The organism is Kocuria sp. 2SI, assembly GCF_005502825.1.
Taxonomy (GTDB): domain Bacteria; phylum Actinomycetota; class Actinomycetes; order Actinomycetales; family Micrococcaceae; genus Kocuria; species Kocuria palustris.
On the sequence record NZ_SCNB01000001.1, the window covers coordinates 86,175 to 110,905 of the forward strand.

Annotated in this window: 21 protein-coding genes and 2 riboswitches; of the genes, 17 read left to right on the top strand and 4 right to left on the bottom strand. The window is 70.2% G+C overall.

Translation table 11 applies throughout. The annotated features are described in order from the left end of the window. Nucleotides 1-102: 102 nt before the first annotated feature. The 10 genes from FFS25_RS00365 (at nt 103) to FFS25_RS00410 (ending at nt 9,014) form a co-directional block, all read left to right on the top strand. Entirely contained in the window at nt 103-360 is a 258-nt protein-coding gene (locus FFS25_RS00365; protein WP_137801504.1) for a phosphoribosylformylglycinamidine synthase subunit PurS, read from the top strand. A gap of 55 nt (nt 361-415) precedes the next feature. Further along, on the top strand, nt 416-1,159 hold the full coding sequence (gene purQ, locus FFS25_RS00370) for a phosphoribosylformylglycinamidine synthase subunit PurQ (RefSeq protein ID WP_249933710.1): 744 nt from the start codon (nt 416-418) through the stop codon (nt 1,157-1,159). Next, nucleotides 1,156-3,459, top strand: a complete 2,304-nt coding sequence (purL, locus tag FFS25_RS00375) for a phosphoribosylformylglycinamidine synthase subunit PurL (protein ID WP_137801506.1) — start codon at nt 1,156-1,158, stop codon at nt 3,457-3,459. Before purQ ends, purL begins: the two co-directional genes overlap by 4 nt. Before the next feature lie 176 nt (nt 3,460-3,635). Beyond that, entirely contained in the window at nt 3,636-4,157 is a 522-nt protein-coding gene (locus FFS25_RS13325) for a GNAT family N-acetyltransferase (protein WP_171004031.1), read from the top strand. A gap of 80 nt (nt 4,158-4,237) precedes the next feature. Next, nucleotides 4,238-4,576, top strand: coding sequence for a helix-turn-helix domain-containing protein (locus FFS25_RS00385; protein WP_058872016.1), 339 nt, complete (start codon nt 4,238-4,240; stop codon nt 4,574-4,576). Nucleotides 4,577-4,707: 131 nt separating this feature from the next. Next, nucleotides 4,708-6,099 carry a glycosyltransferase family 39 protein gene (locus tag FFS25_RS00390; protein ID WP_137801508.1) on the top strand — a complete coding sequence of 464 codons (1,392 nt, stop codon included), beginning with the start codon at nt 4,708-4,710 and terminating at the stop codon, nt 6,097-6,099. 56 nt (nt 6,100-6,155) lie between these two features. Then, a complete protein-coding gene (locus FFS25_RS00395) occupies nt 6,156-6,968 on the top strand; it encodes a succinate dehydrogenase/fumarate reductase transmembrane subunit (protein ID WP_058872014.1) in 813 nt (270 codons plus the stop codon). A gap of 71 nt (nt 6,969-7,039) precedes the next feature. Further along, nucleotides 7,040-7,732, top strand: coding sequence for a 2Fe-2S iron-sulfur cluster-binding protein (locus tag FFS25_RS00400; protein WP_058872013.1), 693 nt, complete (start codon nt 7,040-7,042; stop codon nt 7,730-7,732). A 167-nt stretch (nt 7,733-7,899) separates the two neighbouring features. After that, nucleotides 7,900-8,322 (top strand): hypothetical protein, encoded by a 423-nt coding sequence (locus tag FFS25_RS00405; RefSeq protein WP_058872012.1) that lies wholly within the window; start codon nt 7,900-7,902, stop codon nt 8,320-8,322. A gap of 61 nt (nt 8,323-8,383) precedes the next feature. After that, nucleotides 8,384-8,497: riboswitch (SAM riboswitch) on the top strand. Nucleotides 8,498-8,531: 34 nt separating this feature from the next. Beyond that, nucleotides 8,532-9,014 carry a hypothetical protein gene (locus tag FFS25_RS00410; protein WP_058872011.1) on the top strand — a complete coding sequence of 161 codons (483 nt, stop codon included), beginning with the start codon at nt 8,532-8,534 and terminating at the stop codon, nt 9,012-9,014. 95 nt (nt 9,015-9,109) lie between these two features. Here FFS25_RS00410 and FFS25_RS00415 read toward each other — a convergent pair whose 3' ends face one another. Beyond that, nucleotides 9,110-10,597, bottom strand: coding sequence for an alanine/glycine:cation symporter family protein (locus FFS25_RS00415; RefSeq protein WP_137801509.1), 1,488 nt, complete (start codon nt 10,595-10,597; stop codon nt 9,110-9,112). A 141-nt stretch (nt 10,598-10,738) separates the two neighbouring features. Continuing rightward, complete coding sequence (gene ilvD, locus FFS25_RS00420) at nt 10,739-12,577, bottom strand: dihydroxy-acid dehydratase (RefSeq protein WP_137801510.1); 1,839 nt, start codon at nt 12,575-12,577, stop codon at nt 10,739-10,741. Between the two features lie 215 nt (nt 12,578-12,792). Here ilvD and FFS25_RS00425 point away from each other — a divergent pair, with 215 nt between their 5' ends. Further along, complete coding sequence (locus tag FFS25_RS00425; protein WP_137801511.1) at nt 12,793-13,635, top strand: hypothetical protein; 843 nt, start codon at nt 12,793-12,795, stop codon at nt 13,633-13,635. Between the two features lie 164 nt (nt 13,636-13,799). Then, nucleotides 13,800-15,452: a gluconokinase gene (locus FFS25_RS00430; RefSeq protein ID WP_137801512.1), complete on the top strand. Its 1,653-nt coding sequence runs from the start codon at nt 13,800-13,802 to the stop codon at nt 15,450-15,452. On the opposite strand, the gene FFS25_RS00435 is transcribed toward FFS25_RS00430, so the two are convergent. Further along, a complete protein-coding gene (locus FFS25_RS00435) occupies nt 15,431-17,431 on the bottom strand; it encodes a glycoside hydrolase family 15 protein (RefSeq protein ID WP_137801513.1) in 2,001 nt (666 codons plus the stop codon). The two genes, FFS25_RS00430 and FFS25_RS00435, sit on opposite strands and share 22 nt — an antisense overlap. Nucleotides 17,432-17,497: 66 nt before the next feature. Here FFS25_RS00435 and FFS25_RS00440 point away from each other — a divergent pair, with 66 nt between their 5' ends. The 4 genes from FFS25_RS00440 (at nt 17,498) to FFS25_RS00455 (ending at nt 23,329) form a co-directional block, all read left to right on the top strand. Beyond that, nucleotides 17,498-18,856, top strand: coding sequence for a glucose-6-phosphate dehydrogenase (locus FFS25_RS00440; RefSeq protein ID WP_137801514.1), 1,359 nt, complete (start codon nt 17,498-17,500; stop codon nt 18,854-18,856). A gap of 229 nt (nt 18,857-19,085) precedes the next feature. Continuing rightward, nucleotides 19,086-20,558: an amino acid permease gene (locus tag FFS25_RS00445; RefSeq protein WP_349654401.1), complete on the top strand. Its 1,473-nt coding sequence runs from the start codon at nt 19,086-19,088 to the stop codon at nt 20,556-20,558. A gap of 129 nt (nt 20,559-20,687) precedes the next feature. Next, a riboswitch (SAM riboswitch) is annotated at nt 20,688-20,790 on the top strand. Nucleotides 20,791-20,806: 16 nt separating this feature from the next. Continuing rightward, nucleotides 20,807-22,018: a cobalamin-independent methionine synthase II family protein gene (locus tag FFS25_RS00450; RefSeq protein WP_137801515.1), complete on the top strand. Its 1,212-nt coding sequence runs from the start codon at nt 20,807-20,809 to the stop codon at nt 22,016-22,018. A gap of 117 nt (nt 22,019-22,135) precedes the next feature. Further along, nucleotides 22,136-23,329: a cobalamin-independent methionine synthase II family protein gene (locus FFS25_RS00455; RefSeq protein WP_137801516.1), complete on the top strand. Its 1,194-nt coding sequence runs from the start codon at nt 22,136-22,138 to the stop codon at nt 23,327-23,329. 88 nt (nt 23,330-23,417) lie between these two features. Here FFS25_RS00455 and FFS25_RS00460 read toward each other — a convergent pair whose 3' ends face one another. Next, a complete protein-coding gene (locus tag FFS25_RS00460; protein ID WP_082677025.1) occupies nt 23,418-23,990 on the bottom strand; it encodes a PaaI family thioesterase in 573 nt (190 codons plus the stop codon). A gap of 248 nt (nt 23,991-24,238) precedes the next feature. Between FFS25_RS00460 and FFS25_RS00465 the strand changes: the two genes are divergently transcribed. Continuing rightward, nucleotides 24,239-24,712, top strand: coding sequence for an NADPH-dependent FMN reductase (locus FFS25_RS00465; protein ID WP_212742693.1), 474 nt, complete (start codon nt 24,239-24,241; stop codon nt 24,710-24,712). The last annotated feature ends 19 nt before the right edge of the window (nt 24,713-24,731 follow it).

The following is a 24,731-nucleotide window of genomic DNA, read 5'->3' on the forward strand; positions in this document are numbered from 1 at the left end:
CGGCAGCCGTCGTCGCCTCGCCCCATCCGGGTGATCCGGCGCCCTCGCTGCCGCCGCTGCCTGGCAGCACCGCACATCAGCCCCGCATCACGAGGAGTGCCCGTGGCCCGCATCGTTGTCGACGTCATGCCCAAGCCGGAGATCCTGGACCCCCAGGGCAAGGCGATCATCCGGGCGTTCGCCCACCAGGAGATCCAGGGCTTCACCGGGGTCCGCCAGGGCAAGCGCTTCGAGCTCGAGGTCGACGGCGAGGTCACCGAGGACCAGCTCGAGGCTGCCCGCCACGCCGCCGCGACCATGCTCTCCAACCCGGTGATCGAGGACGTCGTGAACGTGGCCGTCGTCGACGAGGAGGTCTGATCCGGTGACCCAGAACTCCTTCGAGACCCCGCTGGTGGCGGATCTGGGCCAGGCCATGCCCGATCAGCGCCTGCGCGACGTCCGCGTGGGCGTCATCACCTTCCCCGGCACGCTGGATGACCGCGACGCCATGCGCGCCGTGGAGATCGCCGGCGGCACCCCGGTGCGCCTGTGGCACGCCGACGACGACCTCCACGGCGTCGACGCCGTGATCCTTCCAGGCGGCTTCTCCTACGGCGACTACCTGCGCGCCGGAGCGATCTCGCGCTTCGCGCCGCTGATGACCCGTCTGATCGACGCCGCGAACGGCGGGCTGCCGGTCCTCGGGATCTGCAACGGCTTCCAGGTCCTCACCGAGGCCCACCTGCTGCCGGGCTCCATGATCCGCAACGACCACCTGAAGTTCGTGTGCCGCGACCAGCGCCTGCGCGTGGAGTCCACCGACACCCCTTGGACCTCGCTGTACCAGCCCCGCGAGGAGATCGTGGTGCCGCTGAAGAACCAGGACGGCCAGTACGTCTGCGACGACGACACCCTGCGCATGCTCGAGGAGGAGGGCCGCGTGGTCTTCCGCTACCTCGACGGCAATCCCAACGGCTCGCGCCACGACATCGCCGGCGTCCGCAATGCGGCGGGCAATGTCGTGGGCCTCATGCCGCACCCGGAGCACGCGATCGAGCCCGGCTTCGGACCGGACTCCTCGGCCGCAGGCACCGTCCCCATGCGCGGAGGGGCCGATGGCCTGGCCATCTTCGTCTCCGCGCTGACCTCGATCGTGAACGGAGGCTCCCGCGCATGAGCGAGCAGCAGTTCCAGCTCGACACCGTCGAGCACGCAGCATCCACCCCCGACACCGAGCTGCCCTGGGCCGAGCTCGGGCTCAAGCAGGACGAGTTCGACCGCGTCGTCGAGATCCTGGGGCGCCGCCCGACCGCGGCGGAGCTGGCCATGTACTCGGTCATGTGGTCCGAGCACTGCTCCTACAAGTCCTCCAAGGTCCACCTGCGCCAGTTCGGCGAGAAGGTCTCCGAGGAGATGACCAAGGACCTGATGGTCGGCATGGGCGAGAACGCCGGCGTGACCGACATCGGCGACGGCTGGGCCGTGACCTTCAAGATCGAGTCGCACAACCACCCGTCGTACGTGGAGCCCTACCAGGGCGCGGCCACGGGCGTGGGCGGCATCGTGCGCGACATCATCTCCATGGGCGCCCGCCCGGTGGCCGTGATGGATCCGCTGCGCTTCGGCGAGATCGACCACCCGGACACCCAGCGCGTGGTGCACGGGATCGTGGCCGGCGTGGGCGGCTACGGCAACTCGCTGGGCCTGCCGAACATCGGCGGAGAGGTCGAGTTCGACGCCTGCTACCAGGCGAATCCGCTGGTCAACGCCCTGGCCGTGGGCGTCATGCGCCACGAGGACCTGCGTCTGGCCAACGCCTCGGGCGCGGGCAACCGCGTGGTGCTCTTCGGCGCGCGCACCGGCGGCGACGGCATCGGCGGCGCCTCGGTGCTGGCCTCCGAGTCCTTCGACGACACCAAGCCGTCCAAGCGCCCCGCCGTGCAGGTGGGCGATCCATTCGCGGAGAAGGTGCTCATCGAGTGCTGCCTCGAGCTGTTCCGCGACGGCCTGGTCGAGGGCATCCAGGACCTGGGCGCTGCGGGCATCTCCTGCGCGACCTCCGAGCTGGCCTCCAACGGCGACGGCGGCATGCACGTGGACCTGTCCTCGGTGCTGCTGCGCGATCCGTCGCTGACCCCGGGCGAGATCCTGATGTCGGAGTCGCAGGAGCGCATGATGGCTGTCGTGACCCCGGAGAAGGCTGCGGCCTTCGAGGAGGTGCTCGAGCGCTGGGAGGTCGAGTACTCCTGGATCGGCGAGGTCACCGACACCGGCCGTCTGGTCATCGACTGGCAGGGCGAGGTCATCGTCGACGTCGACCCGCGCACCGTGGCCCACGAGGGCCCCGTGTACGAGCGGCCCATGCAGCGCCCCGCGCGCACGGACGCCGTGCAGGCGGACCGCTTCACGGGCTCCTCGGCCGACACCGGTCGCCCGGAGGGCGAGGCCCTCGGCGAGGCCGTCCTGGAGCTGATGAGCTCCCCGAATATGGCCTCCACGGCATGGATCACGGATCAGTACGACCGCTACGTGCAGGGCAACACCGCCATGGCCATGCCCGACGACGCCGGCGTGGTCCGCGTGGACGAGCAGACCGGGCTGGGCGTGGCCCTGTCCACCGATTGCAACGGCCGCTACGCCTACTTGGACCCGTACCGCGGCGCCCAGCTGGCCCTGGCCGAGGCCTACCGCAACGTCTCCACCTCAGGCGCCCGCCCGGTGGCCGTCTCCGACTGCCTGAACTTCGGCTCCCCCGAGGATCCCGAGGTCATGTGGCAGTTCGCCGAGGCCGTGCGCGGCCTGGCCGACGGCTGCCTGGAGATCGGCGTGCCGGTCACCGGCGGCAACGTCTCGCTGTACAACCAGACCGGCGACGAGGCCATCCACCCCACCCCCGTGGTCGCGATGATGGGCGTGCTCGACGACGTCCGCCGGCGCACCCCGTCGGGCTGGGATGACACCGCAGACGGCCAGGCGATCTACCTGCTCGGTACCACCGCCGATGAGCTCGACGGCTCCGAGTGGGCGCGCGTGCGCGGCCACCTGGGCGGGCAGCCCCCGCAGGTCGACCTCAAGCGCGAGCGCCTTTTGGGCGAGCTGCTGATCAACATGTCCCGCGACGGCATGGTCGACTCCGCCCACGACGTCTCCGAGGGCGGCCTGGCCGCGACCCTGTCCGAGATGTGCCTGCGGTTCGGCACCGGTGCGCGGATCGGGCTCGGCGAGGTCTGCGAGCGCGACGGCCTGGATGCCTTCACGATGCTGTTCTCCGAGTCGCAGGCCCGCGCCGTCGTGTCCGTGCCGCGCTCGGAGGAGGTGCGCTTCAAGGACATGTGCACCATGCGCGGCTACGAGTTCGCGCGCATCGGCGTGGTGGACGCGCAGTCGAAGTCCCTGGACCTCATGGGCCACGCCGAGGTCCCGCTGGAGCGCCTGCGCGAGGCCCACGAGGCCACGCTCCCGCGCCACTTCGGCTGAGGTCGTGCCCTGCGGCGCCCGGCCGCCCCGGGAAGGGACGGCCGGGCGCCGCTGCCGTAGACTCATGCCCAGGAAACAGTCTTGAGACGGATTCGCTCCGAGTCCGGTCGCAGCGCGTCCGTCCCGGACGCCGGACGACAGATCTCGAGTCCGTCGAGGCAACGGAGGTAGCCGCCGTGACCGTCGAGAGCACGAGCCCCTTGGATGCGCACAGCATCACCACCGAGCGGCTCGAGCTGCGCCCGCTGACCCGCGAGGAGGTCGAGGCGGCCTGCCAGTTCGAGCGCCTCCCGCAGTTCCACCCGGAGTTCCCCACTCCGGACGCCCGCGACGTCCTGCAGGCCGTGCAGGACTCCGGGGAGTTCTTCTTCACGGAGTCCCTGTACTCCCCCATGGCATGCGTGCAGCGCAGCACCGGACTGATCATCGGCATCGCCGGGTGGTCCGCACCGCCCATCGACGAGGCCCTGGAGATCGAGGGCTTCCTGGTGCCGTCGTGCACCGGACAGGGCTACGCGACCGAGGCCCTGCCCCGCCTGGTGGAACTGGGCCTGCAGGATCCGCGCGTCACCTCGATCCGCGCCTCCCTCCCGGACAACCACGCCAGCCTGGGACCGTTCCTGGAGCGCAGCGGGTTCGCAGCGGTCGAATCCGCAGGCACCGAGGCCGAGTACCGCTATGCCCCGTCGCAGCCATGAGCTCGGCCGCTCGGCGCTCCTGCCCGGGGTCGTCGTCATCGATATGGCATTCGGACCCCGCCGGGTCCATGATGTGAGGCATGACTCCCCTGTCGCGTGATCTGCATCCCTCCAACGGGAGAAGAGCGCCGAAGGACGAGGTCGTCGTCTCGATCACCTCGGCCCTGAATCACCGCGGCCGCAAGGAGGAGGCGCACCCTCCGGTCGATCACGACGACTTGGACGACATCTTCCCCACCCCGCAGCAGCAGGAGCTGCTGCACCTGCTCGCCGAGGGCGCCGACGACGAGTTCGCGGCCCGTCGCCTGGGCCTGGAGCTGGCGGAGCTGCGGCGGATGCTCATGGAGCTGGGCTCGCAGCTCGGGGCCTGCAACAGGTTCCAGCTCGCGCTGCACGCCCGCGAGGAGGGCTGGATCTGAGCACGTCGGCCCCCAACGCGAAAAGTCGCAGGACCACCCCCCAGATCGCCGCCGAGACCTCCGCAGACCGCTCGCTGCTGCTGCCGCCCGTCCTGGCGACCGTGCTCACCGCCGCCGTCGCCTTCTGGGGCATGACCGTCCCTCAGTTCTGGTTCGACGAGGCCGCGACCATCTCGGCCACGAACAGGCCCTTCGGCTCCCTGCTGCGCCTGCTGCAGGACGTCGACGCCGTCCACGGCCTGTACTACGTCCTCATGCACCCGTGGGTGGCACTGTTCGGGACCTCCGAGCTGGCCATGCGGACCCCGTCGGCGCTGGCCCTGACGCTCGCCGCACCGCTGATCACCCAGGTGGCCATGACCTATGCCCGCCGCTGGTTCCCGGACCGGGTGCTGCTGAGCGGGCTGATCGCCGGTCTGCTCTTCGCCGTCCTGCCCGGTCTGTCCTGGGCAGGCCAGGAAGCCCGCGGCTATGCCATGGCCGTCCTCGCCTCCGTTGCGGCGCTGTGGTGCTTCGAGCGCTTCCGCGACCGCGGAGGCACGGCGGCGCTGGTGGGCTTCGCGGTGCTGCAGGCCGCCGCCGTCGGATTCTCCATGTACGCCGCCTCCGCGGTGGTGCTCTACCTCGTGCGAGCCCTGGCCTGGGGACGTCGTCCGTTCCTGAAGGTCCTGATCGCGGCAGGAGGCACCACCGGTCTGGTGCTCCCGCTGGGGCTGAGCGCCCTGTCCCAGAGCAGCCAGATCAGCTGGATCGACCTGACAGTGAGCAGTGTGATCAAGAGGATTCTCCTGCGCACCGTTCCGATCAGTCCTGGGAATCGGGGTGAGCCGTGGAACGACGTCGCCCTCGAGCTGGCTCCGTGGTTCATGGGACTGATCGCGCTGATCCTGGCCGCGGGCCTCCTGCGCGGTCCCGGCCGCCGGCTCGTCCTGTGGCTGCTGAGCTTTCCCCTGTTCCCCATGGCCTGCATTCTGCTGGCCCAGATGATGGGCAAGCAGCTGTTCCAGGAGCGCTACTTCACCTATGCGACCCCGTTCCTGGTCCTGGCCCTGACGGCGTCCCTGGCCACGATCCGATGGCGACCCGCGGCGGCGGTGCTGAGCGCGGGCCTGCTGGGGCTGTCCGTCCCGTCGCTGCTGGGGCAGAACACATGGGACGCCAAGGGCGGTGACAACTACGCGACGGCATCTGCTCTGGTCGCCCGGAGCGAGACCGTGATCTTCATGGACCGGTCGAACCGCGGCGTCCTGCTCGCCTATCCGCCGGAGCACGAGATCGCCGATCCCATGCTCCAGGAGGACCGGATCAGCGCGGACAACCTCTACGGGCTGAACCGCCCCGGCTACGAGTCCTGGGAGATCGACACCGTCGGCGCCACCTCCGTGGTCTCCAACAAGGAGAACAAGTTCCACGACACCGTGCTGTCCCACCTGCGGGACAACGGCTGCGAGCAGACGCAGGAGGACCGCAGCACCCGCTTCCGGATCACCCTGCTGGAGTGCCCGGCCCCGGCTGCCGGGTAACTCGGCGTCATACCGTCGTCACCTCGGAGGCGCCCCTCGCCCTAGGCTGTTGTCCCATGACCGAGAACCTCCGTGCCGAGACCGAGCGAGTCCTCTCCGCGGTCTCACCTGCCACGCGGCGCACCCTCGAGGAGTCCGCCGGTCGTCTTTGGGCCTGGGCCCTGGAGACCTCCGAGCGCTTCCCGCCCACCCCGGACGTGAAGCTCGCCATGGCCTCCAGCGGCGCCGTGCTCTCCGGGTACACCGTGATCCACATGCTGGGCAATCTGCAGGTCTACCTGGGACGCGGCCGCTTCGACTCCTACGCCCACCACCTGCGCACGCTGGGGGCGCCGGTCCTGCCGCGGCGCACCGTGCTGTGGGCCTTCCGGGTCGTGCTGCTGGCCGATGCGCTGACCCACCTGAGCTGCGCGGCGGTGCTGACCGTGCGCGCCCAGGCCTCCGAGCGCCGTGCTGCCGCTCAGCCCAGGCCGCTGCCGCAGGGTCGTCGGCGCACCCGCTGGCAGAGGCTCAAGCGCTCCATGCGCTCGACCGGCACCGTCCTGGGGCTGTTCACGGCCTTCCACCTGGCGGATCTCACGCTGGGCACGCGGCCGGCCGCCTCGCGCCGTCACGAGCCCGGTGCCGCCTACGACAACCTGGTGGCATCCCTGCGCCGCCCGCCCGTGGCCGGGCTGTACCTGGCCGCCATGCTGGCGCTGGCCGCCCACACCTCCCAGGGCCTGGTCCAGATCGGCAACGACACCGGCTTGTCCGCCCAGCGCGGTGCCCGCGAGCGCTTCGAGCTGGCCGGGCGGCTGGTCGGCACCGGCGTGGCCCTGGGCAACGCCTCCATCCCCGTGGCCGTGCTCCTGCGCCTGGTGCGCTGAGCCGTCCTCCCCCGCACTGCAACACCGCCTTCCGCGACCGGGTCCCGGCGCGAGGGCACCGAAGGAGTCCCATGCGCATCACCGGCACCCTGCAGGTCGAGGTCTGGCGCCAGGCCGACGGCGAGTCCGAGGGCGGTTTCGAGACCCACACCGTCACCGGCGTGAGCCCCCAGACGACCGTGCTGGAGCTGCTCGACCTGCTCAACGAGCAGCTGCCCGAGGGCATGGAGCCGATCTCCTACGACGACGGCTGCCGCGAGGGCATCTGCGGCAAGTGCGGCGTCACGGTCGACGGCGTGGCCCACGGCCCCCAGCTCAACCGGGCCTCGTGCCAGCAGCAGGTTGCGGCCTTCACTGACGGCGAGCGCGTGCGGATCGAGCCGCTGCGCGCAGCCGCCTTCCCCGTGAAGAAGGACCTGTCCGTGGACAAGAAGGCCGCGCTGCGCACCGTGGTCAAGGCCGCCGGAGGCCCCGTGGGCATGAAGGCACTGACCGAGGCCGGGTGCATCAGCTGCGGGGCCTGCGTGGCCGCCTGCCCCAACGGCTCCGGCCAGCTGTTCGTGGGCTCGCTGCTCACCGAGCTCCCCCCGCTGGCCAAGGACGACGACGACCGCCGCACCCGCTCCGGCAAGGTGCTCGACGCCGCCGAGGAGAGCTTCGGGCCGTGCTCCACCCTGGGCGACTGCACCGAGGTCTGCCCCGCCGGGCTGCCGCTGGAGAATCTCTCGGCAGTGGCGAGGGAGCATCTGCGCCGTCGTCGCTGAGTCGCCAGGCCGCGGCGGCGGCCTGGCGCTGCGGCGCCGGAGTGCGCCTCCGGGATTCTTGTAGTTACACGCCTGCGCGCCCCTTAGCATTCGCAGTTGCGAACACTCGGGCGGGGTCATATATTTGCATCAGCAACTCACCTCTCCCGCTCGACCAGGAGTCCACGATGCACCCCTATATCCCGCAGGCTCAGCCCTACGCCTACCCGCAGGCCACCTGGTCCCCGAGGCCCTCCGCGCCCGGCAGCGCCGTCACCGCTCTGGTGCTCACGATCCTCGTGCTGGCCGGTGCACTGCTGCTCTCCCCGCTCACGATCCTGTTCTCGATCGGCGCCGCGTCCACAGTCACGGAGCCCGACTTCGGCGGCACCGCCGATCTGGTCGCTGCCATGCTCGTCGCGTTCCTGCCCCTGGGCGCCCCGGCGATCCTGGGTGCGGCGCTGGCCATCTACCCCCGCATCCGCATGCCGCGCGAGATGTACCCGTCCTCCGGGGTGAAGACTGCCGCAACCGTCTTCCTGGTCTTGCATCTGCTCACGCTCGTGCTCGCCGTCATCTTCGGCGTCCTGCCGCAGGTCCTGGTGCTGTGAGCACGGCACCACCGCGTCATGGGGCTTGTGCTGTCGGAGCCTTCTTGTAATTTCAGGACACGTTCAAGAGCGCGGCCTCACGGGCCTGGCCGGCCGCGCAGCAACCCGAACTCGATTCCCGGGTGCTTCCAGAGCAGAACGGGCCTCAGCGCACTCGCTGAGGCAAGACTCGACGGGGTCGCGCTGCGCGGCCCGGAAGGCAGGACCTCATGTCCGACGCACTGCACCAAGCACTGGAGTCGAAGCGCTCCGATCTCGAGCATCTGCATCCCTACAACGTGCCGCTGCACCTCGCACCGGAGGCACCCGTGGTGCCGCCGCGCACGAACCACCGGTGGATCGACTTCGGAGATCGGGAGGCCCGGGAGTGGAGCAGAGTCCTGTTCCTCCTCCCCCGCAAGGGCCACTCAACGACCGTCATGGCCTGCGCGCACAGCGTGTGGCGCTTCGGCAACCTGCCCAACGTGAACAATGCCCCGGAGGTGGCTCGGGCCGCCCGCGCTCTCGGACACACCCCGGAGAGCGCCTGGGAGATGCTGGTGACGTTGATCGTCATGCGCCAGGACCAGGAGCACGACCCGGATGTCGCCTACGACCTGAGGGTCTGGGCCCTGTGGATCGAGCGCATGAACCACCTGGAGGACCCGATCACAGCGGCAAGGCACTGCTTGAAGGCCGTCGGTCAGCGCTGATCGGGGCCCTCGGCGACCGACCCGACGAAACAGCCCTCCTCCCCGCCGCTATGGCTGGGAGGAGGGCTGCGTCGTCGTTCAGCGGCGGAAGCGGGTCAGGCCTTGCCCACGCGCTTCATCTGCTGGGTCCAGAACGCGCCGGTGGTGATCACGTCGGTGCCGTCCCAGGCATCCAGCCCGGTGAGGCCGGGGATGTCGGAGCCGTTGAAGGTGGGCTCCTCACCGCGGCGGCGCTGGGCCTCGTAGTTCTTCATCACCTTGACGGCGACGGGCGCCAGGAGGATCAGGGCGATCAGGTTGATCGTGGCCATGATCGCCATCATCACGTCGGCCAGAGACCACACAAGATCCAGGGCGACCACCGCGCCGACCATCACGGACAGGAGCACCAGCAGGCGGTAGCCGTTCATCACCGCGCGCGAGCGGGTGAGGAACATGATGTTCGCCTCGCCGTAGAAGTAGTTGCCGATCACCGAGCTGAAGGCGAACAGGAAGATCGCGATGGTCAGGAAGTGGACCGCCCAGGTCCCCAGCTGCAGACCCAGTGCCGTCTGCGTGAGCGAGGCGCCCTGGGCAGAGTCGCCGAAGCTGGGGTTGGACAGCAGCACGATGAACGCCGTGACCGAGCAGACGAGCCAGGTGTCGAAGTAGACGCCCAGGGACTGCACGAAGCCCTGCTTGGCCGGGTGAGAGACGGAGGCCGAGGCACCGGCGTTCGGCGCGGAGCCCATGCCGGCCTCATTGGAGAACAGTCCGCGGCGCAGGCCCTGGACGAACACGGCCATGAAGCCGCCCACCACGAACTCGCGGATGCCGAAGGCGCCCAGGACGATGTCGGCGACCATGCCGGGGACCTCGCCGATGTTCAGGACGACGACCAGCAGCCCCAGCAGCACGTACAGGATGGCCATGACCGGCACGACTGCCTGGGTGACCGCGGAGATGCGGCGGGCGCCGCCGAAGATGATGGAGGCGGTCAGCACGACGACCACTGCGCCCACGATCAGCTTGAAGGGCAGGGCCCCGGCGGCCGACGGGTCGATGTCCAGCGAGCCCGACAGCGAGTCCACGATCGCGTTGGACTGCACCGAGTTGAACACCAGGCCGTAGGTGACGGTGATGATCACCGCGAACAGGATGCCCATCCAGTGCTTCTTGAGCCCGTAGGTCATGTAGTAGGCCGGTCCGCCGTAGTAGCCGGTCTCGCCCTTGCGCTTGTAGAGCTGGCCCAGCAGCGACTCGACGAACGCGCTGGCGCCGCCGATGGCCGCGATGGCCCACATCCAGAACACGGCGCCGGGTCCGCCCACGCTGATCGCGATGGCCACGCCGGCGATGTTGCCCGTGCCCACGCGCGAGGCCGCCGAGACGGTGAACGCGCGGAACGACGAGATCGACTTCTTGCCGTCCGGGTCCTCACCGGGAGGGTCTCGCAGCACCCGGAACATCTCCGGGACGGACCGCCACTGGACCGCCCTGGTCCTGATCGTCAGGTAGATACCCGTGCCGATCAGGATCGCGAAGACGATCCAGCTCCAGATGAAATTGCCGACGCTGCCGACGAGCTCAGTGAGCTGCTCCATGTGCACTCCCGCTTCTCAGAGGAATCTGCCGGAGCGACCACAGGCCGTTCCCAGCAGTTGGTGCAATGTACACCAGCCAGGTTTCCGGCGAGTTGCGGTTGGTGCCCCGACTGCGCACGTGAAGCGCCGAGCTCGAGGACCTCAGTCCTCGACGACCCGCACCGCACCCTTATCCGCCGAGGTCACCATGGAGGCGTAGGCCTTCAGGGCCTTGGACACCTTGCGCTCGCGCGGCTTGGTCGGCTTCCAGGGGGCCTCGCCCTTCTCGGAGCGACGACGCGCCAGCTCGGCGTCGTCCACATTGACGCGCAGGATGCGGTTCTCGACGTCGATCTCGATCTCATCGCCCTGCTCGATCAGGCCCACCGCACCGCCGGCGGCGGCCTCCGGGGAGATGTGCCCGATCGACAGCCCCGAGGTGCCGCCGGAGAAGCGGCCGTCGGTGATCAGGGCGCACTCCTTCCCCAGGCCCAGGCCCTTGAGGTAAGAGGTCGGGTAGAGCATCTCCTGCATGCCGGGCCCGCCCTTGGGGCCCTCGTACTGGATGACCACGATGTCCCCGGGCTTCACGTTCTTGGACAGGATCTCGAACACGGCCTCGTCCTGGGATTCGACGACGAACGCGGAGCCCTTGAAGTGGAACAGGGACTCGTCGATGCCCGCGGTCTTGATGATCGCGCCGTCCTCGGCGATGTTGCCGAAGAGCACGCACAGCCCGCCCTCCTTGGTGTAGGCGTGGGCGACCGAGCGGATGCAGCCGTCCTGGGCGTCGAGGTCGTGGTCCTCGTACTCATTGGCCTGCGAGAACGCCTGCGTGGTGCGCACACCGCCCGGGGCGGCCAGGAAGTGGTGCTTCGCCTGCTCGGTCGCCTTGCCGGAGCGGATGTCCCACTCGTCGAGCCACTCGCCCATGGTGGCGGCGTGGACGGTGTGGACGTCCTCGTCCAGCAGCCCACCGCGGCGCAGCTCGCCCAGGATCGCGGGGATGCCGCCGGCCCGGTGGACGTGCTCGATGTGGTACTTCGTGGAGTTCGGGGCGACCTTGGCCAGGCAGGGCACGCGCCGGGAGATCTGGTCGATGTCCGACATGGTGAAGTCGACCTCGGCCTCCTGCGCGGCGGCCAGGATGTGCAGCACCGTGTTGGTGGATCCGCCCATGGCCACATCCAGGGTCATGGCGTTGGCGAAGGCCTCCGGGGTGGCGATCGAGCGCGGCAGGACGGAGTCGTCGTCGTCCTCGTAGTAGCGCTTGGCCGAGGCCACGATCCGCGCGCCTGCCTCCTCGAAGAGGCGCTTGCGGTTGATGTGCGTGGCCAGGGTGGTGCCGTTGCCGGGCAGGGACAGGCCCAGCGCCTCGGTGAGGCAGTTCATGGAGTTCGCGGTGAACATGCCGGAGCACGAGCCGCAGGTGGGGCAGGCGGACTCCTCGACCAGCGCGAGCTGATCGTCGGTGATCGACTCGTCCACGGCCAGGGACATGGCATCCACCAGGTCCACGCGGTGCTCGACCACGCCCTCCACGCCCTCGCCGGACTCCATGGGTCCGCCGGAGACGAAGATCGTGGGGATGTTCAGCCGCATGGCGGCCATGAGCATGCCGGGGGTGATCTTGTCGCAGTTGGAGATGCACACCAGGGCGTCGGCGCAGTGCGCGTTGACCATGTACTCGACCGAGTCCGCGATGATGTCGCGGCTGGGCAGGGAGTAGAGCATGCCGTCGTGGCCCATGGCGATGCCGTCGTCCACGGCGATCGTGTTGAACTCCTTGGCCACACCGCCGGCCTCCTCGACCGCGCGCGCCACGAGCTGGCCCATGTCCTTGAGGTGGACGTGACCGGGCACGAACTGGGTGAAGGAGTTGGCGATCGCCACGATCGGCTTGCCGAAGTCCTCGCTGCCCATGCCGGTGGCGCGCCACAGCGCGCGGGCGCCCGACATGTTGCGGCCGGTGGTGGAGGTGGCGGAACGAAGCTGCGGCACGGATCTCTCCTCTGGTGCCGCCGCGGCAGGAGACCGCGGCGAACGACGGATGCGAGCGGGCAGGCGGACTGAGGCCTGCACTGCCCCGATTCTCTCGTGAACGCGCCTCGGAGCGGAAATCTTCCGACGCAGGGCTTGCCGTATCGCCCCATCCGGGTATTTTCTATAGTGAACACTCGAGCTCGACCGCCCTTCCTCGCGAAAGGACCCTCCCCATGAGCACTCCCACCAATGGATCCCCTCAGGACTCCGGCAGCAACGGCAGCTCCTCCGGCTCCCAGCACTCCGCCCCGAACTTCGGCGGCGGCTGGCAGCAGAACCAGGGCGCGCCGCAGTCCCAGCCCTCGCAGGGAGACTCCGGCTCCTCGCAGCAGGTCCCGTCCTACGGCGCACCGTCGTCCTCGCAGCAGGGGCAGAGCTCCGGCGCACCGCAGTACCGCCCCGCAGGCGGCGGCAGCGGAAGCGGCAGCTCGCCCCAGTTCACGCCGTCCGGCGGCTACCAGGGCGGATCGTACGGCAGCTCGCAGGGCAGCCGCCCCAAGGGCAAGGGCAAGCCCCCGCTGTGGATGGGCCTGGTCTCGCTGGGCCTGGGCGTACTGCTCGGCATCATCGCGATCATCGTGTTCTTCACCAGCATCGTGGGCGGGGCCAACGACATCGCCGACACCCCGTCCGGCACCACCCGCACGCTCGAGGCGGACACCGAGTACTACGTGTTCGCCACCACCACCGACTCCGTGGACGAGTGCTCGATCTACACGCCGGAGTTCGACACCCTCGAGCTCGAGACCTCGAGCGCGGACCAGACCGCCACCACCGACGGGGAGGAGTTCTCCCTGCTCGGCACGTTCGAGACCAAGGAGGCCGGCGAGTACCGCCTCAGCTGCTCGCCCTACGTCTCCAACGACTCGGTCTACATCACCGACGTCGGCGTCGGCGGCATGGTCGGCGGCGCCTTCGCGGGCATCGGCCTGGGCCTGCTCGGCGGCCTGCTGTTCATCGTCGGCATCATCCTGATCATCGTGAACCGGGTCTCGGCCTCCAAGAACGGCCGCTGATTCCGAACGCTCGCCCGCGAGCCTCGGCCCGCCCCGCCCTGCACTGCGCAGGACGGGGCGGGCCTTCTTCTGCCCTGCGTTCGGCGTCGTCGATCTCCCGGGCTCGGAACGTCCGCGGCCCCGGCCGGACCGGCGCGCGGCGCCTTCAGCCGGGATACGATGAGGTGCCGACGTCAACCGCCTGGATCAGCCGCTGCACGCAGGGCTCGGATCCCGTCGACTTCGCAGCGGGCACCGCGGCCCAGGGCCGGCCCGCCGCACCGAGACCCTCGTCAAAGGACCCGCACGTGGCCAAGTCCGCACCCCGTCCGCCCAAGACCGACGACGACGTGGATTTCACCGTCCCGCTCAAGGACGCCGTCGATCCCCTCGTCCTCGCCCTCGACGTCGGCTCCACCGCCACCCGCGGCAGCCTCCACGACGCCACGGGCACGCCGGTGCGCGGCTACCGGGACAAGATCCCGCACCACTTCACCACCGCCGTCGACGGCACCAGCACGATCGATCCGGATCAGGTGGTCGAGGAGCTGTGCCGCCTGATCGATCAGATCATCGGCTCGCGCCAGGAGCTCGTCGGCCGGGTGGGCGGCGTCGCGATCGACACCTTCGCCTCCTCCCTGGTGGGCACCGACTCCCGTCGCCGCGCCACCACCACCTGCTACACCTACGCCGACTCGCGCTCCTGCGGGCAACTGGCCGCGCTGCGCCAGGAGGTCGACGAGGCCGAGATCCAGCAGCTGACTGGCACCCGCCTGCACACGTCCTATCTGACGCCGCGCTTCCGCTGGCTGCGCGAGACCGAGCCGGAGGCCTTCGCCGCCACGACCCGGTGGATGTCGCTGGGCGAGTACTTCCACCTGCGCCTGCTGGGCAAGGCGCGCGTGGGGACCTCCACCGCCGCCTGGACCGGTCTGCTGGATCGACGCACCGGAGACTGGTCGGATCGGATGCTCGAGCTGGCCCAGGTCGAGCGGGAGTCGCTGTCGCTGATCGCCCGCCCCAACCAGCCCATCCGCGAGGTGCCCCCGGCCGTGGCCGAGCGGTGGCCGGCGCTGCGCCAGGCCAAGTGGTTCGCCCCCGTGGCCGACGGCCTCAGCGCCAACGTGGGCTCCGGCGGTCGGGATGCGACCACCATGGTCACCTCCATGGCCACCTCCGGGGCCATGCGCGTGCTGCTGCACGAGCAGCCCGAGACCATCCCGTCGGGACTGTGGTGCTACCGCATCGACGACACCCGCTGCCTGCTCGGCGGGGCCATCAACGACGCCAGCCGCGCCGTCACCTGGGCCGAGGAGACCCTGCGCCTGTCCGAGGACCTCTCCCCCGAGGACGTGGCCCAGCGCCCGATCGATCCCACGACCCCGCTGGTCCTGCCGTTCCTCACCGGCGAGCGCTCCACCGGATGGGTGGGCGACGCCCGCGCCGCCGTGCTCGGGCTCTCGACGGCCACGAGCCCCGAGGACATCCTGCGCGGCGTGATGGAGGGCGTGGTGGCCGCCTACGGCCGCGTGGCCCAGCAGCTCATCGAGGCCTCCGGTGAGGTCGAGCGCCTCGTGACCGCAGGCGGGATGACCCAGTCCGTCCCGGGCCTGCAGCAGCAGCTCTCTGACCTGCTGGGGCGCAGCGCCGTCCAGGCCACCTTCAAGCGCTCGACCCTGCGCGGCACGGCCGTGCTGGCCTCCGAGGTCCTCGCCCCGGACATCGAGCCCGTGGATCCGCCGTACGCGCACACCTTCGACCCGAACCCGGAGGCCCGTGAGCACTGGGATCGGGTCGCCGAGCGCTTCCAGGAGGCCTACGAGGGGCTGTTCGCCTGAGCCGCCTCCCGCGCTGAGCCCTCGGCCCGCTCGACAGCCTGCGCGGCGCGCAGGTGGCCCAGGTGGCTGAAGGCCTGCGGGAAGTTGCCCGCCAGGCGCTGATGCTCGGGCGAGTACTCCTCGGCCAGCAGGCCCAGGTCGCTCGCGCAGCTCTCGAGCCGGTCCAGCGCCCGTCGTGCGTCCTCCACGCGCCCGGAGCCGGCGTACTGCTCGGCCAGCCAGGCCAGGCACAGCAGGAACGGGTACTCGCCGCCCTCCAGCCCGTCGGATCCCGAGGCGGTGCGGTAGCGGGCCACGAAGCCGTGGTCATCGACCAGGTCCTGCTCGATCCGCTCGACCGTGCCCAGCATCCTGGGATTATCGGCGTCGATGAAGCCGGTGTGCGGCAGCTGCAGCAGGGAGGCGTCGACCTCCTGGCTGCCGTGGCCCGGGACGTAGGTCTGGGTGAAGCTGCCCAGCTGCTCGTTCCAGCCCCTCTCCATGATCTCGTCGTGGAGTCGATCACGCAGCTCGGACCATCGCCGAATCTCCTCCGGGGTGGCCAGGACCGGGGTATCGGCGCCCTGGCGCGTCGTCTCGGCGGCGCTCTGGTCCTCCACGTCCGGCCAGCCGTCGGCCTCGGCCACGCCGTCGCGGATCTGGCCGTGCTCGTGCACCGCGCGCAGGCCCTCGTTGAACGCCGCCCACATCATCACGCGGCCGTGGGTGAAGAACGCGGGCTCCCCGCGCATCTCCCACAGTCCGTGGTCGGGCTCGTCGATGCGCTGCTCGCAGTAGCGCAGCAGGTTCTTCTGCAGGCCCCAGGACCAGAGATCCTCGGGCTCCCCGGCGTCTCGCAGGGCGGCCAGGGCGAGCATGACCTCGCCCATCACGTCCGCCTGGTACTGATCCACCGCCCCGTTGCCGATGCGCACCGGCCGCGACCCCTCATAGCCCGAGAGATGCTCCAGCTCGTGCTCGGGCAGCCTGCGGCGTCCGTCGATCCCGTACATGATCTGGATCCGCTCCGGGTCGCCTGCGACCGCGCGCAGCAGCCAGTCCCGCCAGTGGCGAGCGCCCTCGGTGTGACCGCGATCCACCAGCGCCTCGATGGTCAGCGAGGCGTCGCGCAGCCACGTGTAGCGGTAGTCCCAGTTGCGCACCCCGCCGAAGTCCTCGGGCAGCCCGGCGGTGGGGGCGGCCACGATGCCGCCCGTCTCCCCGTGCGTGAGCGCGCGCAGCACGAGCAGCGACCGCTCCTGCCCCTCACTGACCGTCTGCTGGGAGCAGGTGGCGTCCCGCCAGTCCCGCCAGTAGCACTCGGTGCGCTCCAGCGCGACGGAAGCGTCCACGGCCTCCGGCACCGGGCTCCAGGACGAGCACCAGGTCAGCACCCAGGACTGGGTCTGCTCGGCCTCCAGCTCGAAGGAGCCGCCGAGCCGGCGCCCGACCTCGCCCTCGGCGCTGAGGTCATGGCGGGAGTCGTCGTCGCCCCGTGCCGACAGCAGCGGTCCGCGCAGTACGAGCATGTCCGGCCCGGCGATGGCTGCGATCCCGCTGCCGCCCTCGGGCAGCTCGCGCAGATGCACCCAGGGGGAGCTGCGGTTGTAGTCGGGGCGGATGCGCAGGTCGTGCTCGACCGTGACGGCCCCCTCCGTGCAGGTCACCTCCCGCACCAGGTTCGCCCGATCGTCCGCGGTGGGCAGGGCATCCACGACGGTCGCGCGCCCGCTCGGCGAGCGCCACTGCGTCTCGAGGATGAAGGTCCCCTGACGGTAGCGCCGCGAGACGACCTCTCCGTCGGCGATCTTCAGCTGCCAGCGGCCGTCGTCGGGCTCGCCGAGCAGGGCGGAGAACACCGCGGGGGAATCGACGTCGGGGAAGCACAGCCAGTCCACGCTGCCGTCCCGGGAGACCAGCGGGGCCGTGCGCAGATCGGACAGGAGGGCGTAGTCCTCGAGCGGCGTGGAGGACGGGGCGTGGGCGCTGTCGGTGGTCATGGACCTATTCCAGCAGGCGGCTCCGACCCAGATCGTGCTGTGGGCGCCCCTGCCTAGGCTGGACGCATGACCGATACGACCCCCACCACCCTGATCATCCTCGGCGCCTCCGGCGATCTCACCGCCCGCCTCCTGCTGCCCGGACTCGGCGACGTCCTGACCCTGGAGCCGCAGCGGCAGGTCCGGGTGATCGGCAGCGCGCGCTCGGACAAGAAGGACTGGAAGGACACTGTCGCCGAGGCCTTCCGCAGCACTGACGCCGACGGCCAAGCCGTCGAGCGGACGCTGGCCTCCACCGCCTGGGTCACCGCCGATGCCTCCTCCCCGCAGCAGCTGGCCCAGCTGCTCGAGCAGGCGGACGACGGCCGCGTGGTGCTCTACTTCGCCCTCGCGCCGGCCGTGACCGGCAAGGCGCTCGACGCGCTGAGCGGGATCGAGCTGCCCCAGGACCTCTGGCTGGCGCTCGAGAAGCCGATCGGCACGGACGAGGACTCCGCCCGCGAGCTCAACCGCCTGGCCGATCGCCTGGTCCCGGCCGACCGGATCCTGCGGATCGATCACTTCCTGGGCGAGCCCGCCGTGCTGGATCTGGTGGGCCTGCGCTTCGCGAACCGGATCATCGAGCCGCTGCTGCACCGCGATCTGGTCGAGTCCATCTCCATCACGTTCGACGAGACGCTCGGCCTCGAGGGCCGAGCCGGCTTCTACGACGCCACCGGCGCCATCCGCGACATGCACCAGTCCCACCTGCTGCAGGTCATGGGCGTGCTGATGATGGACCCGCCGTCGTCGATCGCCGATGGCGAGATCCCGGAGCTGATCTCCCAGGTCCTGGCCCGCACCAGCGTGATCGGCCCGATCGAGCAGAACATGGCCGCGGGTCGGTACACGGCCGGCGGCATCGACGGCCGCGAGCTGCCGTCGTACGTCGACGAGGAGGGCGTGGATCCCGCCAACGGCACCGAGACCTGGGCCCGGCTCACTGTCGAGGTCGACAGCTGGCGGTGGCAGGGCGTGCCCGTGCACCTGCGCTCCGGCAAGGCCATCGGCTCGCCGCATCAGGAGGTGCTGGTGCGCTTCCGCCCCGTCCCCGCCGGGGCCCAGGAGTTCGGCGACCCCGCCGGCGACATCCTGCGAGTGGACCTGGCCACCGGCGAGATCAGCCTCGAGCTCAGCGCGGGCGGCCCCTTCGACCCCCGCGGGACCTCGCGGGTGACCCTGTCCTCGGCCACCCCCGAGTCGCCCTTCTCCGCCTACGGCTCCGTGGTGCGCCGCATGCTCGACGGCGACCGCTCCTTCAGCGTCAGCGCCGAGGCCTCGCAGCACTGCTGGCGGATCGTGCAGCCGGCGATCGACGCCGTGGCGGACGGCCTGGTGCCGCTGCAGGACTATCAGGCGGGCTCGGAGGGCCCCGAGACGATCTGATGTCACACACCTGCGCCAGCGGACGCCCTCGCCCGCTGCGCGCAGGCACGCCGGACGATCCCACCCGTGAGACGCGGATCACGGGGCGCATCGTCCGACGCTCGCGAAGGCTTCCGCGGAGGCCCGGAACTCGCCCTCGGGGTGGCCTAGTGTGTCGCCATCAGATTGTGACGTGCAGCACAGGCGCCCAAGGCCGATCCCCCGGCGCCCTCACCACCAGGAGGCCCCCATGGGTTCCGGATCCTCGCCCGCGACCAGTCGCGGACGCCATTCGCAGAGCACCACCGCTCCCGCAGCGCCCGGGGCAGACGGCCCGCAGGACTCGAACCTGAAGGCCCACATGAAGGGCCGCCACCTGGTCATGATGAGCCTCGGCTCGGCCATCGGCGCAGGCCTGTTCGTCGGCTCGGGGGCAGGCATCGCCGCCGCCGGGCCGTCGGTGCTCGTGTCCTACGTCGTCGCCGGGTTCCTGATCATCCTGATCATGCGCATGCTCGGCGAGATGGTCGCCGATCACCCCACCTCCGGCGCCTTCTCCGTCTACGCGGGCCGAGCCGTCAGCCCGGCCGCGGGCTTCGCCGTCGGCTGGCTGTGGTGGGTGCAGCTGATCATCGTGATCGCCGCCGAGGCCACCGCGGCCGCCCAGATCCTGGTCTCCGCCTGGCCCATCGCCCCGCAGTGGCTGCTCGCGCTGATCTTCATGATCATCTTCACCGCCATCAACCTCATCGGCGTGGGGCAGTTCGGCGAGTTCGAGTTCTGGTTCTCGCTGCTCAAGGTCGCCGCCGTCGTCGTCTTCCTGGTGATCGGCGGGCTGTTCGTGATCGGCCTGCTGCCCACGGCCGAGGCGCCCGGCCTGGCCAATCTCACCGCCCACGGCGGCTTCATGCCCAACGGCATCGGAGGCGTGGCCGCCGGCCTGCTGATCGTGGCCTTCGCCTTCGGCGGCATCGAGATCGTGGCCGTGGCGGCGGCCGAGACCGAGGACCCCGAGAAGAACGTGGGCCGGGCGATCCGCACCATCGTGTGGCGCATCCTGATCTTCTACATGGGCTCCGTGGCCATCATGGTCCTGGCCATGCCGTGGAACGACGAGAACCTGTTGGCCTCCCCGTTCGTGGCCGTGCTCAACACCGCGGGGCTTCCGGCCGTCGCCTCCATCATGGCGGTCGTGGTGACCGTCGCGCTGCTGTCGTCGCTGAACGTCAACCTGTACGGCGCCTCGCGGATGATCTTCTCGCTGTCCCACCGCAGCCTGGCACCGGCCGCGCTGAGCAGGACCAACCCCCGCGGCGTGCCGGTGGCCGCGGTGGCCTTCGGCTTCGTGACGGTCGGGCTGAACTACCTGTGGGCCGAGGAGATCCTGGGCATCCTGCTCAACATCGTGGGCTCCACCCTGATCGTCATCTGGTCCATGACGATCGTCTCCCACCTGGTGCTGCGCCGCCGCGCCGAGCGCGAGGGCCGCGACCTCGTGCTCAGGGCCTGGGGCTACCCGGTGCTGTCCTACGTGGCGCTGGCGGGCATGGTGGCCGTCGTGATCCTGGGCATGACGGTGCCCGGCGTGCGTCAGCAGATCCTGCTCACGGCGGGCCTGTTCGCTCTCCTGTGGATCATCGGCGCTGTGCTGGCCAAGCGCCGCGGCGTGACCCGCTTCCGCGCCCCGGAGGAGTTCGACGACCCGGCAGCGATGCCCCGCTGACCCTCCGTTCCCCCACCCCGCCGAGTGGATCCCCAGTTGCGCTGTTCGGGCGAACAGCGCAACTGGGGATCCACTCGACGGCTTTCGTGGGTTGGGTGCGACGTCCTCGGCATGGCAGGATGATCGACGTCACCATCACGAGCGACCGAGAGACCTTGGCTCGAAGACGTCGCAGCAACCATGCGGGGATCCGTCCCCAGCGCAGAGGTGCTCCCGCCAGGACCGATGGAAAGGACGTGCCTTCGCGCATGCTGAACACCGACCGCATCCAGACCACCCACGTGGGCTCCCTGCCCCGCACCCCCGAGCTGCTGGCCGCGAACGAGGCCTACCAGGCCGGCACGATCTCGTGGGAGGAGCTCGTGGCCACCATGCAGCAGGGCGTCCGCGACATCGTCGCCCGGCAGTCCGAGATCGGGATCGACATCGTCAACGACGGCGAGTACGGCCACACCATGTCCAGCTCCGTCGACTACGGCGCCTGGTGGAACTACTCGTTCTCCCGCCTGGGCGGGCTGAGCCCCTCCGACGAGGACCGCTGGGACCCGAACGCCGGCGCCAAGCGCTCCTCGCCGGGCAACATCGTGCTGACGTCGTTCGCCGATCGCCGCGACCGGCAGCGCTTCGCCGAGGCCTATGCCGATCAGTCCTCCGGGATCCTCACCGCCCGCAAGCGGGTGGCCCAGCCCAAGATCACCGGGCCGCTGACCTACACCGGCCACGACGCCGTGCAGGCGGACATCGCGAACCTCAAGTCCGCGCTCGAGGGCTCCGGCGCCGAGCAGGGCTTCATCGCCGCTCTGTCCCCCGGCTCCTGCGCCCGAGTGAGCAACGAGTACTACGCCACCGAGGAGGAGCTCGTCTACGCCTGCGCCGACGCCATGCGCGAGGAGTACCAGGCGATCGTCGACGCCGGGCTGATCGTGCAGATCGACGACCCCTCGATCGCCGAGTCGTGGGACCAGATCAACCCGGAGCCCTCGCTCGAGGATTACCGCTCCTTCATCCAGCTGCGGATCGAGGCGCTGAACCACGCGCTGCGCGGGCTGCCGCAGGAGCAGATCCGATTCCACCTGTGCTGGGGCTCCTGGCACGGCCCGCACACGACCGACCTGGAGCTCAAGCACCTGATCGAGCCCCTGCTGCAGATCGACGCCGGAGGCTACTCCTTCGAGGCGGCCTCCGCCCGTCACGGCCATGAGTGGCGCGAATGGGCGGATGCCGGGCTGCCCGAGGACAAGGTCATCATCCCGGGCGTCGTCTCGCACTCCACCAACGTGGTCGAGCACCCGGAGCTGGTGGCCGAGCGCATCGAGCGCTTCGCCTCCGTCGTGGGCCGCGAGCGCGTCATCGCCTCGACCGACTGCGGGCTGGGCGGCCGTCTGCACCCGCAGATCGCCATGGCCAAGCTCGAGTCACTGGCCGAGGGCGCGCAGATCGCCTCGAGCCGCCTCTTCTGACCCCCCCTCCCCACCGCCGAGTGGATACCCAGTTGCGCTACCTGCCTGAACAGCGCAACTGGGTATCCACTCGGCGGGGTGGCCGCATACCCATCTCACGCAGAAAGGAATCTCTTCATGCACCGCTCCGAGAATCGCATCCTCACCACCCACGCCGGCTCCCTGCCGCGCACCGATCAGCTGATCGAGGCTAACCGCGCCCGCACCGGCGGACAGGACTACGACCAGCTGCTCACCGAGTCTGTCGTCGACGTCGTCCAGCGCCAGAAGAACCTGGGGATCGACGTCGTCAACGACGGCGAGTACGGCCACGCCATGTCCGAGGACACCGACTACGGCGCCTGGTGGCACTACATCTTCGACCGCCTCGACGGGCTGGGCCCCGGCTCGGTCGATCTCTGGAGCCAGACGGCGGTGCGCTCCGAGCCGGGTCAGGTGCGGCTCACGAGCTTCGGCGACCGTCGTGACCGACAGCGCTTCCAGGACGCCTACACCGACCCCTCCAGCGGGATCTCGACCGGCAATCTGCCGCCGTTCCCCGAGTTCGTGGGCCCGATCCGCTATGTCGGCCAGGAGGCCGTCGCCCGGGACATCGCCAACCTCAAGCGCGCGCTGGAGACCACGGGCGCATCCGAGGGCTACCTGGCTTCACTCTCGCCGGGGTCGTGCGCGCGCCTGGAGGACAAGCACTACGGCGACGAGGACGAGGTCCTGCAGGCGTGCGCCGAGGCCATGCGCGAGGAGTACCGGGCGATCACCGACGCCGGGCTGATCGTGCAGATCGACGACCCCTCGATCGCGGAGAACTGGGATCAGGTCAACCCCGAGCCGTCGGTCGAGGACTACCTGGCGTTCACGGCCAAGCGCGTGGAGGCGATCAACTACGCGCTCGAGGGCATCCCCGCCGAGCAGGTCCGGTTCCACCTGTGCTGGGGCTCCTGGCACGGCCCGCACACCACAGATCTGGAGTTCAAGCACCTGGTGCGCACCATGCTGCAGATCAACGCCGGCGCGTTCTCCTTCGAAGCCGCCAACGCCCGCCACGAGCACGAGTGGCGCGTGTGGGAGGACGTCTCCCTGCCCGAGGACAAGCTGATCATCCCGGGCATCGTCTCCCATGCGACCAACGTGGTCGAGCACCCGGAGCTGGTGGCCGAGCGCATCGAGCGCTTCGCCTCGGTCGTGGGTCGCGAGCGCGTGATCGCCTCGACCGACTGCGGTCTGGGCGGGCGCATCCACCCGCAGATCGCCGCCGCCAAGCTGGAGGCACTGGCCCAGGGCGCCGAGATCGCCTCGTCCCGCCTCTTCTGAGCCTCCCCGCACACGCCGAGTGGATACTCAGTTGCGCTGAGAGGCAGAACAGCGCAACTGGGGATCCACTCGGCGGAAGGAGAGGGGGTCAGAGCTCCTTGAGGAAGCAGGTGATGCGCACGGTCGAGATGCGGCGATTGTCCGCCTCGGCGCGCACCACCACCTCGTAGGTCGCGATCGAGCGCCCGAGCTGCAGCGCCTCCGCCGTGGCGATGACCCAGCCGCTGCGGGCGGAGGCATGGTGGGTGGTGCTGACCTCGAGCCCCACGGCCACGCGCCCGAGCCCCGCACCGTGGATGAAGGCCCCCATGGAGCCCAGCGACTCGGCCAGCGAGATCGTGGCCCCGCCGTGCAGCAGGCCCACGGGCTGGCGGTTGCCCTCGACCGGCATGCGCGCGACCACCCGCTGGGCCGAGGCCTCCAGGTACTCGATGCCGAGCTTCTCGCAGAGCTCGCCGCCGTGCGCGTTGAGCGCGGCCGCCTTGTCCGAGGCCTGCGCCAGATCTGCCAGGGCCTGCGGGATGCCGGACTCCGAGAGCTTCTGCGCCCCCTCCGCGATCCGCTGCGAGGACGGGGTCACGCGGCGCGCATCGGGCGGGGTGGGATCCTCGTGGGCTGCCGGGGACCGATCCTCGGCGGGCTGCTGATGGGGAGCGGTCATGACATCTCCTGGGGCTGTGCGATCGGCGCAGCGGCGCCGCGTGTGATCCGCTCCACACGGTAGCCGAGTTCGCCCCGTGAGCCGACTCACGGCATCGCCCCTGAACAGCGCAGACGCACAAAGCGGATGATGTGTCACGCACTTGCGGTCGCCCCCCGGCCGCGCGGAGACCTCAAGGAGACAGCTGTGAAGATCGGCATCATCGTGGGAAGCGTTCGTGACGGGCAGGCCGGCGCCTCCGTGGGCGAGTGGTCCTGCGCCACGCCCAGGCCAAGGGCGGTGCCGAGTTCGAGCTCGTGAGCCTCAAGGACTTCGACCTCCCGGTCTTCTCCTCGGCCACCCTGCCCGCCATGGCGGACAAGTCCTACGACTCCGAGCAGGTCCAGGCCTGGTCCCGCGTGATCGACGACCTCGACGGCTACATCTTCGTCACCCCGGAGTACAACCACGGCGTCCCCGGCGGCTTCAAGAACGCGGTCGACTCGCTGGGCTCCGAGTGGAACGGCAAGGTCCTCGGCCTGGTCGGCTACGGCGCCGTGGGCGGCGTGCGCGCGGTCGAGCAGTGGCGCCTGATCATGGCCAACTTCTCCCAGACCGTCGTGCGCGCCGCCGTGGATCTGAGCATCTTCACCGACTTCGCCGACGGCGCCGTGATCGACTCCGACCCCAAGGTCACGGCCCTGAACGGCGTGCTCGACGAGGTCATCGCCGCCGGCGCCTGATCGCACCCCGGCGGCCCCG

Excerpts from the sequence above, each read along its gene's own strand:
- purQ (WP_249933710.1), top strand. The coding sequence starts at position 416 with ATGCCCGATCAGCGCCTGCGCGACGTCCGCGTGGGCGTCATCACCTTC.
- purL (WP_137801506.1), top strand. The coding sequence starts at position 1,156 with ATGAGCGAGCAGCAGTTCCAGCTCGACACCGTCGAGCACGCAGCATCC.
- FFS25_RS00385 (WP_058872016.1), top strand. The coding sequence starts at position 4,238 with ATGACTCCCCTGTCGCGTGATCTGCATCCCTCCAACGGGAGAAGAGCG.
- FFS25_RS00390 (WP_137801508.1), top strand. The coding sequence starts at position 4,708 with ATGACCGTCCCTCAGTTCTGGTTCGACGAGGCCGCGACCATCTCGGCC.
- FFS25_RS00395 (WP_058872014.1), top strand. The coding sequence starts at position 6,156 with ATGACCGAGAACCTCCGTGCCGAGACCGAGCGAGTCCTCTCCGCGGTC.
- FFS25_RS00400 (WP_058872013.1), top strand. The coding sequence starts at position 7,040 with ATGCGCATCACCGGCACCCTGCAGGTCGAGGTCTGGCGCCAGGCCGAC.
- FFS25_RS00405 (WP_058872012.1), top strand. The coding sequence starts at position 7,900 with ATGCACCCCTATATCCCGCAGGCTCAGCCCTACGCCTACCCGCAGGCC.
- FFS25_RS00410 (WP_058872011.1), top strand. The coding sequence starts at position 8,532 with ATGTCCGACGCACTGCACCAAGCACTGGAGTCGAAGCGCTCCGATCTC.
- FFS25_RS00415 (WP_137801509.1), bottom strand. The coding sequence starts at position 10,597 with ATGGAGCAGCTCACTGAGCTCGTCGGCAGCGTCGGCAATTTCATCTGG.
- FFS25_RS00425 (WP_137801511.1), top strand. The coding sequence starts at position 12,793 with ATGAGCACTCCCACCAATGGATCCCCTCAGGACTCCGGCAGCAACGGC.
- FFS25_RS00435 (WP_137801513.1), bottom strand. The coding sequence starts at position 17,431 with ATGACCACCGACAGCGCCCACGCCCCGTCCTCCACGCCGCTCGAGGAC.
- FFS25_RS00440 (WP_137801514.1), top strand. The coding sequence starts at position 17,498 with ATGACCGATACGACCCCCACCACCCTGATCATCCTCGGCGCCTCCGGC.
- FFS25_RS00445 (WP_349654401.1), top strand. The coding sequence starts at position 19,086 with ATGGGTTCCGGATCCTCGCCCGCGACCAGTCGCGGACGCCATTCGCAG.
- FFS25_RS00450 (WP_137801515.1), top strand. The coding sequence starts at position 20,807 with ATGCTGAACACCGACCGCATCCAGACCACCCACGTGGGCTCCCTGCCC.
- FFS25_RS00455 (WP_137801516.1), top strand. The coding sequence starts at position 22,136 with ATGCACCGCTCCGAGAATCGCATCCTCACCACCCACGCCGGCTCCCTG.
- FFS25_RS00460 (WP_082677025.1), bottom strand. The coding sequence starts at position 23,990 with ATGACCGCTCCCCATCAGCAGCCCGCCGAGGATCGGTCCCCGGCAGCC.